Annotated in this window: 13 protein-coding genes; 3 read left to right on the plus strand and 10 right to left on the minus strand. The window is 49.4% G+C overall.

Annotated features, from left to right (window positions below; translation table 11 throughout):
- Positions 1 to 31: 31 nt before the first annotated feature.
- From ACJAZW_RS02675 to ACJAZW_RS02720, 10 genes are all read right to left on the minus strand, one after another.
- On the minus strand, positions 32 to 763 hold the full coding sequence (locus ACJAZW_RS02675; RefSeq protein ID WP_415155320.1) for a peptidase: 732 nt from the start codon (positions 761 to 763) through the stop codon (positions 32 to 34).
- Positions 764 to 796: 33 nt separating this feature from the next.
- Positions 797 to 1,594, minus strand: a complete 798-nt coding sequence (locus ACJAZW_RS02680) for a transglutaminase family protein (protein WP_415155321.1) — start codon at positions 1,592 to 1,594, stop codon at positions 797 to 799.
- Positions 1,595 to 2,536, minus strand: coding sequence for an alpha-E domain-containing protein (locus ACJAZW_RS02685; protein WP_415155322.1), 942 nt, complete (start codon positions 2,534 to 2,536; stop codon positions 1,595 to 1,597). It abuts the gene before it with no gap.
- A 1-nt stretch (position 2,537) separates the two neighbouring features.
- The gene (locus ACJAZW_RS02690) at positions 2,538 to 3,962 is read right to left on the minus strand and encodes a circularly permuted type 2 ATP-grasp protein (protein WP_415155323.1); all 1,425 of its coding nucleotides are present in this window, start codon (positions 3,960 to 3,962) and stop codon (positions 2,538 to 2,540) included.
- Positions 3,963 to 4,164: 202 nt separating this feature from the next.
- A complete protein-coding gene (locus ACJAZW_RS02695; RefSeq protein ID WP_415155324.1) occupies positions 4,165 to 5,958 on the minus strand; it encodes an aminopeptidase P family protein in 1,794 nt (597 codons plus the stop codon).
- A gap of 8 nt (positions 5,959 to 5,966) precedes the next feature.
- Positions 5,967 to 6,959 carry an ABC transporter ATP-binding protein gene (locus tag ACJAZW_RS02700; protein ID WP_415155325.1) on the minus strand — a complete coding sequence of 331 codons (993 nt, stop codon included), beginning with the start codon at positions 6,957 to 6,959 and terminating at the stop codon, positions 5,967 to 5,969.
- The gene (locus tag ACJAZW_RS02705; RefSeq protein WP_415155326.1) at positions 6,960 to 7,973 is read right to left on the minus strand and encodes an ABC transporter ATP-binding protein; all 1,014 of its coding nucleotides are present in this window, start codon (positions 7,971 to 7,973) and stop codon (positions 6,960 to 6,962) included. It abuts the gene before it with no gap.
- A gap of 5 nt (positions 7,974 to 7,978) precedes the next feature.
- Complete coding sequence (locus tag ACJAZW_RS02710; RefSeq protein WP_415155327.1) at positions 7,979 to 8,824, minus strand: ABC transporter permease; 846 nt, start codon at positions 8,822 to 8,824, stop codon at positions 7,979 to 7,981.
- On the minus strand, positions 8,821 to 9,762 hold the full coding sequence (locus ACJAZW_RS02715) for an ABC transporter permease (protein WP_415155328.1): 942 nt from the start codon (positions 9,760 to 9,762) through the stop codon (positions 8,821 to 8,823). The genes ACJAZW_RS02710 and ACJAZW_RS02715 overlap by 4 nt, the downstream gene beginning before the upstream one ends.
- Before the next feature lie 63 nt (positions 9,763 to 9,825).
- Positions 9,826 to 11,406: an ABC transporter substrate-binding protein gene (locus ACJAZW_RS02720; RefSeq protein WP_415155329.1), complete on the minus strand. Its 1,581-nt coding sequence runs from the start codon at positions 11,404 to 11,406 to the stop codon at positions 9,826 to 9,828.
- Positions 11,407 to 11,612: 206 nt separating this feature from the next.
- Here ACJAZW_RS02720 and ACJAZW_RS02725 point away from each other — a divergent pair, with 206 nt between their 5' ends.
- The 3 genes from ACJAZW_RS02725 to ACJAZW_RS02735 all read left to right on the plus strand — a co-directional run bounded on the left by ACJAZW_RS02725 (position 11,613) and on the right by ACJAZW_RS02735 (position 13,814).
- Entirely contained in the window at positions 11,613 to 12,185 is a 573-nt protein-coding gene (locus ACJAZW_RS02725) for a helix-turn-helix domain-containing protein (protein WP_415155330.1), read from the plus strand.
- 346 nt (positions 12,186 to 12,531) lie between these two features.
- Positions 12,532 to 13,251, plus strand: a complete 720-nt coding sequence (locus tag ACJAZW_RS02730) for a hypothetical protein (protein ID WP_415155331.1) — start codon at positions 12,532 to 12,534, stop codon at positions 13,249 to 13,251.
- Positions 13,252 to 13,385: 134 nt separating this feature from the next.
- Positions 13,386 to 13,814: a hypothetical protein gene (locus ACJAZW_RS02735; protein WP_415155332.1), complete on the plus strand. Its 429-nt coding sequence runs from the start codon at positions 13,386 to 13,388 to the stop codon at positions 13,812 to 13,814.
- The last annotated feature ends 8 nt before the right edge of the window (positions 13,815 to 13,822 follow it).

Raw genomic sequence — 13,822 nt, forward strand, 5'->3', positions numbered from 1 at the left:
GCGCCGCTACGACAAAAACCTTGCAAACTTCCTACACTGAATAGCGTGGCAGCTTATGAAAAGCCTCTTTTAGCGCAGCACCCCAGCCGGTTGAAATGCTTTGATATATCGCATCACCCACCTCAACACGTTTTTGTCGACCCAGGTCAAAACTGTCATTCTCATAAACAAGAATATCAATTGGCAACCCGACCGAAAGATTGGATTTAATTGTTGAGTCAAACGAAACCAGCAACAGTTTTACAGCATCATCAAAGCTCATGTCCGCATCATATGCCCGCACAAGAATGGGCTTGCCATATTTCGTTTCGCCAATTTGAAAAAATGGGGTGTCCTCAGTAACTTCGATAAAGTTACCCTCTGGGTAAATCAGAAAAATCGTCGGTTTACCATCCTTCACCTGACCCGCAAGAATTACCGACGCTCGAAATTGATCATCAGATGTCTGCCCGTTTGGGCTGCTATCCGCGATAACTTCTTTCAAAGTTTCGCCAACAAGTCGGGCAACCTGAAACATTGAGGGCTGACGCAGAATGCTAGGATCACGCTCTTCAACCGTTTTCGAGCGCTCTTCCAACAGACTAATCATCGCCTGTGTCGTTGCAAGATTACCGGCAGTCATAATTGTGAAGGCGCATTCGCCCGGAACAAACCAGGTGAACATTTTTCTGCTCACCGAAAAATTATCTACCCCAGCACTGGTGCGCGTGTCGGCCATCAAAACCAGGCCATGGTTTAACCGCATGCCAACACAATATGTCATCTACTCAATCCAAAAAGGTTTCTTCACCTCTATCTACTGCTGCACTTGCAAAGATACAATCATTGATTCATCCGAGTTCCCAAGCCGCATCCCTTTGATTGGAGCCGCATCGCGGGCATCGCGTCCCACAGCAAGGCGAACATATTTTTCGTCCGGCGCAACCCCGTTCGATACATCAAAGCCAACCCAGCCCAAATCGTCCACATGCACCTCGGCCCAAGCATGGCTGGCGTCCTGATCAACTTGCTCATTGATCATCAAATACCCGCTCACATACCGCGTTGGGATACCGGCTAATCGAGCAGCGGATGCAAAAATGTGCGCATGATCTTGGCAGACGCCATTCCCCATCACCAAAGCGTCTTCAGCTTTCGTTTCAGCGTCTGTTGCACCGACTTTATAAGGTGCCGCTTCCAAAAGAGCAGCGGACAGTGCGTGCAGCCCAGACAGCGGATCGCTGCTCTGATCAATGATTTTCGATAGAGCCCGAATTTTGGGCCCTGGACTTGTTAAGGACGTGGCTTGCAAAAAATGCCAAAGCGGCGCGCGACCATAAACTTTGCCGATAATGCCGTTTGAATCATGGGTTGTCACTGAACCTGTCGCGGTAACCGACAATGTTTGCGTGCCGGGCAAAGTGCTCACCAGGTCAGTGTGATTGCCATAATGGTCTTGATAGCTAGCTTCAATCTGACCGCCATCTACAATAAGGTCCCAAGAACCAACATCTTGGTTATTGGTACTCAGTGGCCGCAAATGCACACGTTGCAGAGCATAGTCAACCGGCTGATCATAGCGATAGAGTGTGGTATGAGATATCTGGAGTTGCATTTAGATGTTAAACCTAAAATCTTGTTCAATCTGATATCCAAGATTTGCTGTATCTTGGATAATGGAGCTGATGAATTCGTGCAGTCCTTCATCAAATATTGTTGAAATGTCACGATTTCGAAATCGCATCAACAAGGCATCAGCTTGGTCATGACATGCGGCTCTTTCCCCGTAGGTTTGTTCAAGTTGGCCAAGATTGGCAACAATTTCATCAATACAGAACGACAGTGAACGCGGTAATCGTCGATCCAATATCAAAAATTTGGCAATTGCGGGTCCTGTAAAACCGTCCTCGACCGCCCATCGAAACGACCTATGCGCCGAGACAGATCGAAGCAATGTCTCCCATTGCACATTGTCGAGCCGACCACCGACAAACGAAGACGCAGGAAGCAAAGAAAAATACTTAACGTCAATAATACGCGCCGTGTTGTCGATACGCTCAATATGGATACCAATCTGACAAAAATGATAAGTATCTTTTCGAAGCATCGTGCCAATAAGTGCTCCACGAACCAGCGCGGTCTGCTGCCTGATGGTTGACAATACTTCTGGCAAATCGACGTCACGCACCTGATTTTTCAAAATATCGGACAAGAGCATCCACGTTTCGTTGACAGACATCCAAACTTCAGTCGTCAGCGCAGTGCGCACCAGCCGTGCATTGTCGCGCGCCGATTTTATAACCGACAAAACCGAGCTCGGATTATCAGCGTCCCGAAGCAAATAATTGATGACCTGCGTACTGTCATAGGTGTCGTGTTTTGCCTCAAATCCCCGCTGCGCTGCCAATGTGACAATCACAGATTTCCATTCAGACTCGGTGTCATTTGATCGCGTCAACGCAATTCGAAATCCAGCCTCAATCAATCGAGCCGTGTTCTCAGCACGCTCAAGAAAACGGAACATCCAATAAAGGCCACCTGCGGTTTTCCCCAACATATCAGTCTTCCAATACCCAAGTGTCTTTTGTGCCGCCGCCTTGACTCGAATTAACCACCAAACTGCCAGCTTTCAATGCAACACGCGTTAAACCGCCCGGCGTAATGTCGACCCCGTTCGGAGAGACCAGCGCAAACGGCCGCAAATCAACGTGGCGTGGTGCCAAACCTTTTTTGGTAAAAATGGGAACCGTGGACAAGGAAAGTGTGGGTTGCGCGATATAATTGTCTGGTCGCGCTTTCAACTTCGCTTCAAATTCAGCCAATTCACGTTTGCTGGCAGCAGGGCCAACCAACATCCCGTATCCGCCAGACCCATGCACTTCTTTCACAACCAATTCAGCTAGATTGCTCAGCACATATTTCAAGGCATCTGGTTCCGAACAACGGTAAGTTTCGACGTTTTTTAGAATAGCTTTTTCGCCCGTATAGAACTCAATGATTTCAGGAATATAGCTGTAGACGGCTTTGTCATCAGCCACCCCAGTTCCAGGCGCATTGGCAATCGTTACATTGCCCGCACGATAAATGTCCATAATGCCCGGCACACCCAATGTCGAATTTGGGTTGAAGGTCAGCGGGTCAAGATATTCATCATCTACCCGGCGATAAATAACATCGATAACCCGATAACCGCGTGTGGTGCGCATGGCCACATGACCATCAACCACGCGCAAATCATGCCCCTCTACCAACTCAACGCCCATTTGATCTGCTAAAAAGCTATGCTCGTAATAGGCTGAGTTGTGAATACCCGGCGTTAGAATAACCACACATGGCCGCCCCTCACATGACTTTGGTGCGCAAGCTTCAAGCGAGCGGCGCAAGTCCTTTGGGTAGTTGCTGACCGATTGCACTTTGATCTTGCTGAATAGTTCTGGAAACATTTGCAACATTGTTTCGCGGTTTTCCAGCATATAGCTGACGCCAGAGGGCGTACGCGCATTGTCCTCAAGTACAAAAAAATCATCTTCGCCGGTGCGCACGATATCCGTACCAACAATGTGCGTATAAACGTCCCCCGGGGGGCTAAAATCCATCATCTGCGGCAAAAAAGCGTCGTTCTGTGCAATCAATTGTTTCGGCACCACACCAGCGCGTAAAATTTCCTGGCGATTATATATGTCGTGCAAAAACGCGTTGATTGCTCTTACACGCTGATCAATACCCTTTGCTAACTTGCTCCATTCGGTGTTTGAAACAATCCTTGGCACCAAATCAAACGGGATCAAACGCTCCTCTGCATCTGTTTGCCCGTAAACATTGAAGGTGATACCGCTCCGCCTAAAAAACGCCTCAGCCTGCGCCGCTTTTTTGGCAAGTCGCCCATGATCTTGTTCGGAAAACCATGCGTCGTAATGACGGTAAGTTGGTCTTACGCCGTTTTCAGAAGACATCTCGCTGAAGTGCTGTTTTTGCATACTCATACATTCAGCGTACAGAATTTCCTTGCGATTGCAAATCTTTAGAAGAGGTTCGGAACGATGTAGCAGCTGCATTTACCATTTCAGCACGCCGTTCCGCCGTCCTCCACAAACATAAACAGCTTTGCGGTAATAAAGCCGATACGGTGAGTAAAAAGGAACGGCGTCAAATGCGATACGCCCTCTTTCATACATTTATGCAGAACTAAATCTGAGCGGTTGCTTGTGCCAAATAGCCTTTCAACTCGGGCGGCACCAAATCTGCAAGTTTTCCCTCGACCAAGCGGTGATAATTGTTCAACCAATTGATCTCATCTTTGGTCAACATTTCACCCACGATTGGCGCTTTTGCAATCGGGATCATCGACAGTGTTTCAAACTGCAAGTAGCCATCTTTTGCCTTTGTCACCTCGAACAAGTTCTCGATGCGGATGCCATATTCGCCCGCCACATAAAACCCCGGCTCAATGCTGATCACCATGCCGGGTACAAGTTCAATCTCGTTTATTGCGCGGCCGATGCGTTGAGGTTGTTCATGGACGGAAAGATTGTGTCCAACACCATGACCCGTGCCGTGATCATAGTCTTTGCCCATAGCCCAAAGCGGCGCGCGCGCGATGGCGTCTAAGTGGTGGCCATAGGTTTTGGTTGGGAACCGCACATTGGCGAGCGCAATAAACCCTTTTAGAACCGCGGTGTAGTTTTCACAAAATTCGCGCGAGGGCGGCTCGAAAACAAACGTACGGGTTGCGTCTGTGGTGCCATTTGTGAACTGCCCGCCTGAATCATGCAAATAGATATCATTGGCTGCAATTGGCCGGTTTGATTGTGCGTTGACCTTATAGTGGCACATGGCGCCGTTCGGTCCAGAACCCGAAATCACATCAAAACTGAGTTGTTCAAACGTGTCGGTTTCGGCGCGCAATTGCTCGATTTTGGCGGCCGTTTCCAATTCCGTTATCGGGTTGCCTGCATCGGCGCGACGTACAACATTTTGTTGCAGCCAGTGCGCCAACTGCACCCAAGCAACGCCGTCTTGGATATGACAGTCGCGCATGCCCTCTAGCTCTGTGGCGTTTTTTTGCGCTTTTGCCAGTGTGATCGGACTGGGTTGCAATGTGATAGTTTCCGCATCACCCGCCGCAAACTTAACAGCGACGGGCAACATTGCCGGATCACAACTTAGCTTCAACCCTTGCGTTGCTGCTTGTTCTACTGCTGTCAAAAAGCTTTCTGGTGCGCGAATATTCACGCCCTCCAGTTCGAATGCGGAGCGGTCCTGCGGCACTTTTTGATGATCAACAAACCATGTCACTTCGCCGGTCTTATCTAGGGTCAAAAACGAATTGACGAACGGGTTATAGGCAATGTCATCGCCACGAATGTTTAACAGCCACGCGATATTGTCCGATTGATTTTCCACCAGCATATCCGCACCAGATTGCTCAAGCAGCTTAGCAATGCGCGCGCGTTTTGATTGAGAATGCTCACCACAGAACGCTTCGCCAAATGGCCTTGCTAGCACCTCTGAAGGTTCGGGCCGATCTTCCCACAATTGATCAATGATATTGCCTTCTGTCGACACCAAGAAATTGTGCGATTTTTTGACTGCCGCTTTGAATGCTTGGTGCCAGTCGAACGGAATATGCATCGGATCAAAGGCAAATGTTTTGTTGCGATCTTGGCATTGAGCAAACCAGTCTTTTAGCGGCTCATCATGCAAATGCCGATATTGGAACAAATCATCTGGACACTGTTCACGGACTTGCACAGTGTAGCGGCCATCAACAAAAATAATGGCTTCGTCCAGTGTGATCAGCGCAACACCCGCAGAACCGGAGAACCCGGTTGCCCACTGTAAACGTCGATCGCAAGGGGCGATGTACTCGGCCATGTGCGCATCAAACCGCGGAATGATAAGGCCATCAAGCCCGTTGGATTTGAGCACGCGACGAATGGCTGAGAGCCGCTCTTTTTGAACGGAGAACTGTTTTAGCATAGATTGGCCTAATTCGAAGTTGGATCGACAAGATGGCACGCAACTTGTCCGGTTTCAGGATTGCCTTGCAGCGTTGGCTTCGTCTGACGGCATATAGCTTGAGCGATTGGGCAACGACTATGAAATGCACAGCCAGATGGGATATTGAGGGGGCTGGGCAGTTCGCCAGAAAGCACAATCTGATTGCCTTTTTCATCCGGATCAAGCGACGGCGCAGCACTTAACAGCGCTTGCGAGTATGGATGTTTAGGGTTGGCGAACAATCCACTTGCGGACCCGACTTCAACTACAGACCCTAAGTAAATAACGGCAACACGATGCGACACATGACGCACAAGTCGCAGATCATGGGCGACAAACAGAACGGTCAACCCAAGTTCATCTTGCAGGGTCAATAACAAATTGACCACTTGGGCTTGCACGGATACGTCAAGCGCAGACACCAGTTCATCGGCAATCAACACTTCTGGCTCCACGCTCAAAGCGCGCGCAATGGCGATGCGCTGGCGTTGACCACCAGAGAACTCGTGCGGCAACTTATCAGCGGCGTCCCGCGGCAGACGAACCAATTCAAGCAGCTCGTAAATACGCTTCTCAATTTCCTTAGGTGGGCGCATTTTGTGCACGCTTAGCGCTTCGCGCAGCATATCGCCGACCCGCAGGCGCGGATTAAGCGACGAGTAAGGATCTTGGAAGATCATTTGCACCCGGCGATTATATTCTCGCTGCGCTGCGCCCTTATTTTTGGCGATGGAAACCCCGTCATACTCAATATCGCCCGATTGTGGTTTATATAGCCCAGCGATAGCGCGCGCCAAAGTTGATTTGCCGCAACCGCTTTCGCCAACGATGCCGAGCGTTTCGCCTTTTTGCAACTCTATAGAAACGCCATTAAGCGCCTGCACAGCTTGCGCAGGCTTACCGGACAGGAGGTCAAGCAAGGAGCGGGTTTTCTTGAAATGTAGAACGAGATTATCTGTTCTAAGCACCGGACCGGACATTTACGCAGCCCCCATTGATTTTTGATCGTCATCAACCGGATTAAAGCACGCCACTTGATGAGTTGCGCCAACCAGCGGCGGCTTTGCATCTGCACAGGATGCAACACGATGCGCGCAGCGCGGCGCAAAGGCGCAGCCTTTTGGTAAGTTCAACAAACTCGGCGGAGTGCCGGGCAACGAATAGAGCTGCGTGCGCGGCGCAATGTTTTCGGGAACCGATTTGAGCAACCCCATTGTGTAACGATGTTGCGGATCACGCAGCACATCGCGGGTCGCGCCGGTTTCAACTAGCTTTCCGCCATACATCACGGCTAACCGATCACATGTTTGCGCAGCAACGCCCAAATCGTGGGTTACCAAAATCACCGCCATGCCAAGGTCTTTGGATAGGTCCAAGATCAGCTTCAGGATTTGCTTTTGGATGGTCACGTCAAGCGCGGTAGTGGGTTCGTCCGCCAGTAAAAGCTTTGGATTTGACGCCAGAGCAATTGCAATCATCACCCGCTGGCGCATACCACCGGAGAATTGATGCGGATAGTCGCTCAAGCGGTTCGCTGCGTCTGGAATACCGACCATTTCCAAAAGTTCAATGGCACGGTTCTTCCTGCCGCTTTTATCCAAATTGGTGTGCTCGACCAGGTTCTCGCGGATTTGCAGGCCAACCGTGAGGAGCGGATTGAGCGATGACATTGGTTCTTGGAAAATCATCGCAATGTCTTTGCCACGGATTTTGCGCAGATCGCGCTCCGGCATGGTAACCAGATTTTTCCCGTGCCAATTCACCTCGCCTGACACTTCGCCATAACGCCGCGATAGGCCGATGATGGACCGCAAAGTAATCGACTTGCCAGAGCCGCTTTCGCCGACAATGCCGAGCACTTCACCTTCCGCGACTTCAAAGCTGACTTCATCGACCGCTTTGAGTTGGTTGCCGCCAACCAGAAAACTGGTAGAGAGCTGCTTGACTTCCAATATGTTGGGGTAGGTATCCGCTTCTTTGGCGTTTTTGATCATGATCCCTACCCCCTAGGCCGCATGAGGTCAGCGATGCCATCCCCGACCAAAGAAAAACCTAGCCCGGTCAGAACGATAGCAATACCCGGCATCAAACTGAGCCACCATGCGGTTGTTATAAAATTGCGTCCTTCGGCGATTAGCACACCCCATTCTGCCTGTGGCGGCTGCGCGCCCAAGCCGAGATAACCGAGCGAGGAGCCGAGCAAAATCGCCAGCGCCATGTCCGTCATCCAATAAACAATCACCGGGGTGATCGCGTTGGGTAACAGATGCCTGAATATGATGCGGCGATCAGAATAGCCCATCACCTTGCCGGCCGCGGCATAATCATTGGCCATTTGACCCATGATTTCTGCGCGCATGAGACGGGCATAATAGACCCAACCCACAAGGGTAATCGCGATATACATATTGGTGAGGCCCGGACCGAGCACCGAAACAACTGCGATCACCAGCACCAAAAATGGGAAGGTGATAATTGCATCCACACATCGGCCGAAAATCGCATCTGCGATACCGCCATAATAACCAACCAACGCACCAACCGTCACGCCGATCACAAGCGCGAAAATGGTGGCAACAAAGGCCATTTGCATATTGACTGAATAGGCCCAAATCACCCGAGAAAACGTATCCCGTCCGAGATTGTCTGTGCCAAACCAATGTTCCATCGACGGGGGCTGCTTAAGCGCTGAATAATTGAATACGTTGGGCTCAAACGGAGCGAATATAGTAGGAAACAGCGCGAGGGCGAGTGAACCAACCAAAATGGCAAGCCCAACCAAAAAACCGGGGCGCAATAACACAAACAATTGAGAACTATGGGGCATAAGTTTTTTAAACATCATGACACCCGCAATCTTGGATCAAGCATCGCTTGAACCATGTCGGTGAGCAAAAAGATGATCGACACCAGCACAGCAAAAGTAAGTGTCAGCCCTTGGATAAGCGGATAGTCGCGCGCAAAAATCGCATCCAGCATCAAACGTCCGACGCCGGGCACCGCAAAAACAGTTTCTGTTACCAGCGTTCCGCTCATCAAGTTGCCGATGGAAAGCCCAAGCAAGGTGACCGTGGAGATAAGCGCATTACGCAGAATGTGGCGGCCTAAGATAACGTGCTCCGGCAATCCCTTTGCGCGGGCAAATTGAACATATTCGGCGTCCATCACTTCGATCACCGAAGACCGCAAATTGCGCATGATAATGGCCGAGGTGTAAAGAGCCACAGTTAGCGCAGGCAACAACAAGTGATACATGTGTTCCCAAAATGTAACGCCATATCCGCCAACTGGGAACCAGCGCATTTTTGCGGCCAAGAAGGTCAAGAGCAGCAGCCCAATGTAGAAAACTGGGGTTGATAGACCGATTTGAAAAACCGAGCGGATGGTGACATCCAGCCATTTGTTGCGGTTAAGCGCGGCGACAAATGCCAGTGGTCCGGCAATCAGCAAAGAGAACAACACAGCATAAAGCGCAAGGAAGCCTGACGCTGGCAACCGTTCAAAAATCACTTCGGTCACCGGTGCTTTAAGGAGAATAGAGTCTCCTAAATTTCCAGTGAGGGTGTTTTTCACAAAATAGCCAAATTGCACCCAAATCGGCTCGTTCAAACCAAGCCGTTGACGGATTTGTTCAAGCTGCTCTGTGGTGGCCTTCGCATCTGCCATGGCGATTGCCGGGTCGCCCGGCAAGGCCCGGACCAGCAAAAATATGATGACCATCACAATTAGAAATGTAGGGATAATCTGCAGCACTCTGGAGATAAAATAGGAAATTGATGACATGGGCGATCCCGATTTCATACGGGCGCCGTAGCGCCCGTATGAGGGTTAGTCGAGGGGAAGAACTTAACGATCAATCCACGCAGTCGCGAATTCATTGTTACCGAGCGGCGTTTGCAAATAGCCTTTCACGTCTTGCGAAAGCGCAACAGCAAATGGCGTTTCGTACATGAACAAGAGCGGCGCAGCTTGCGCGTAGATATCTTGCATACGCGCATATTGCTCAGCGCGTTTTGCCGGATCCATTTCTGTATTCGATGCCTCATAAAGGCCGTTAAACTCATCATTGTTCCAGCCCGTACCAACAGCCTTCGCCGTCGGGAAATAGCCAAGCCAGCCTGCAACTTGAGCCGGATCGTTGACATCATTCACCCAACCATAGGTGTGAATGTCAAAATCGCCGGATCGGTTTTTCGCACCGCGTGTTGGGCCGTCAACCTGAGCAACATTTAGCTTGATGCCGATGTCAGACCACATTTGTTGCAAAGCAGCGAGAATAATCCCATCATCAGCTGACCCCGCCAATGTGGTGAGTGTAATCTCAGTGTTTGCGGCCACTCCAGCTTCGGCAATCAGCGCTTTGGCTTTGTCCAAATCATACTGGTAAAGCGGCCCATTATCGGTCGCAAGCTGCGTGGTAGAGGCCATCAGACCAGAGGTTACTGGCTTGCCCGCACCGTGCAATATAAGTTGAACCAGCGCGTCTTTGTTTGTTGCATAGTTCAATGCCTGGCGAAGTCTTACATCCGACAATGGGTTTGCACTACCATCGGCGCGTTCGCTCCGGGTATTGATCGGCGAGTAAATGATCCGGGTTGATGGGAACAGCTCCATATTGATATTTGGATCTGCTTCCAGCTCTGAGACCCGTGCAAACGGAATGAATTCAGCCCCATCAACTTCGCCAGCTTGTAGCTTTAAGATGCGCGTTGCATCGTCAGGAATGACAAGAAAGTTGATGCCGTCAATATAAGGCAATGGTTTACCGTCTTCGCCTTCACGCCAATAGTGTGGATTGGCTGCGAATTGCATCATTGAACCACGTTGATGCGACTGCATTACAAACGGCCCTGAACCAACAAAACCATCAATGCTCAACGCTTTGGCTTTGTCCTGATCGGTTTCCCCGGACGCCGCTTCAAACGCATCAGCAGATACAATGGCTGTATTAAACGTTGCGAGCATCAAGACGATTGTTGGATCGGAATTTTTGAGACTTATCGTGACGTTGTTGCCCTCAGCCGATACCTCATCAACCGAAGCCAGCAGTCCTGCCCAAGGGCTCAAGTCTGGGTTGGCTGCACGTTGAAGTGAAAAGACAACGTCTTTGCCTTCAATCGGCGAACCGTCAGAAAATTTGATGCCGTCGCGCATTGTCAATGAAACGCTCATGCCATCTGCGGCAACCGAGTAATCCGATGCGAGGCCCGCTGTAACGGTTTTGCCGTCCGCCTCAGTGCGCAACAAAGTATCGTAAAGATTGGTGACCATCCAGATATCAGGATTTCGATCCGCATAGATCGGGTCAATCAAAGTTGAATCGTCATAGCGAGCAAAAGTCAGTGACCCGCCTCGCTCCAGCGCAATCGCTGGGAACGCTGACATCATTGCCGTCACCGCGACGGTGGCCATAAGAAATTTTTTCATCGTGCATTTCCTCCCTTGCAGATGAGAAGCGCCTGAACGCCTTTGGAGATTGTATCCAATTTCGAAACTTGCACTATCCACAATTGAAGTCAAACTATAATTTATTGAAGTAACAATTCAATCGGACTTGATTTGCATCGCAACGCGGTGCAGATTGCCCACCAAGTGAGTCAATGGCTGGTGTTTAATCGAAGGGCGGGAAAATATTGACCAAGAAAAGCCCGGAATTGAGCAATGAACAAATTGGCAAGTCAATTAGACGGCGTCGCAAGGCGCTCGGCAAAACGCTTGTCCAAGTTGCCGACGAAGCAGAATTAACAGTTGGCTTTATCTCGCAAGTTGAGCGCGGCATTTGTGCGCCCTCACTGTCTTCATTTATGCGGATCGCATCATCGCTCAATACGAGCCTTGAGCAACTGTTAAACGTTTCTGAAAGCTTTGAGCCGTTGACGAAGGCAAAGCACCGCCAAAGCTATAGTTTAGGTGAAGCGGGCCGTTGGTATGAAAAGCTCGGGCCGGGATTTTCAGGCGCACTGTTTTATCCGTGCATCATCCATCGACCTCCCGGACATGTTTCAGAGCACATGAATCACAAAGGTGAAGTGTTTTGCTATTTAATCGAAGGGGAACTTGAATACCATCTTGGCGATGCGGTTCACCACATGGTTGCTGGCGACAGCATCCACCATGACACGACACAAAAACACTTTTCTAAAGTAGTAAGCGATACCGAAACCGTTGAACTTTGGGTCAGTTCTCATCCCATTACGGGTCACTAAGTTCAAAACATTTAGTTCGCACAAAATCATTGCGCAGCCAAATACCCCACACTGAAGGTTTTTCGGATGTTCAAAGCTCGCATTGCCGGGCAATTCCCATCGCAATGTTCTCCATATGCATAACGCCCCAACTCATGCGATCCATTTGGCACGCAAATAGATAAAATTTTATCTATCTGGGCTGTTTTGGAACACCAGTTTCAAATTGGGGTTTACGTTAATAATTAATGGAACCTAAATACCCAATTTGTGCACCAAAATGACCCAAAAAAACTGGCATACTCATTGCACTCTATTTGGCAACCGCAACAGGGCGGCCAATTTGGTCAAGCAAATAGAGGTTATTATGAATAACACAGCAAAAATTATCTCAGTAGCAGCATTCGCACTCGCAACAACAACAATTAGCGCATCAGCTTGGGAGTTGACATCATACATCACCAACACCCAAACATCGCCCGCTCTTGTAACGCAAAACACCAATATCAATATCGGTTCTGTTGCAGAGGATTTGGAAGTAACAGGATTGGCAATCGGTAACGACTTCCAAGCAAACCTGCTTGGCAATGTGAACATCGAAACAACGCAAGCTTTTGGTTCTGACGTGCGCTCAACTGTCAACGTTAACGTTGGTGAAGTTTGGGGTGATACAAAAATCGCGAACCTTGCAATCGGCTCAAATGTTGACATCAAAACGTCAGCAAACCCATGTGATTTTGGCGGCGAATGCTTGGGAACTCACGTTGTAACAATCAACAACGATCAGTCATTCATCACTCCACCACCAGCTGTTCCGCCACGTCCGATTGATCCAATCGCGATCAGCAACATAAACATTGGCACGACAAATGGTGCGTTTGAACTCACAAACTTGGCTTCAAACAACCAGTTTAAAGTAACCTCACCTGGTGCCATTTTGGACATCACATCAACTCAAGGTGCTGGTGCAATCACAACGTCAAACGCCAACGTCAATATCCAAGAAGCGCTACAAGGTGTTAAAGTAACATCAGCTGCAATCGGCAACTCAGTGAACATTTCTAACGTGTTCCCAAGCACCGACTAATCAACACATTTGGTTGACCAAAGAGGGGGTAGCGAGCGATCGCTGCCCCTTTTTTGTTTAGCATTCAATTAACCAAACTTGTTTACTTTAAGCGCCAACAACTGCAATCCTCAGCTCCAATAAGGGATTCTCACGTGCGAGTAACGAGTATCAGCTTTCTGATTGCCGCCCTTCTGGCATCAACCAACCAATCAGTCTTCGCTGAAGATCTTTCCAGTCCGGGCATGGATTGGGCAGAAGACAATTTTGGTTGGACCGATGATGAAGAAAAATCAATTTCAAAATTTGGCCTTCGCGACAGCAACGGCAATGTGACTTTCACCAACACATTTAGCGGCTTTTGGAACGGCACTGTATTTGATTATGGCGTTCTGTCTACCGGCACAATTGATCAAAATGGCAACAATGGATCAACCGGCGGCGGCATCAATGTCACGGTTGGCGGCAACATCATGAATGTCATTACCTCTGGCATCAACAACACTGTGATTGTGGATGCGGACCAAACAAACACCGGCGACCAGTCAAGCACCATTGAGCTGAACGGCAACCTTCTATTTTGAGTAAACAC

It is taken from the genome of Maritalea sp. (assembly GCF_047634455.1).
Classification (GTDB): Bacteria; Pseudomonadota; Alphaproteobacteria; order Rhizobiales; family Devosiaceae; genus Maritalea.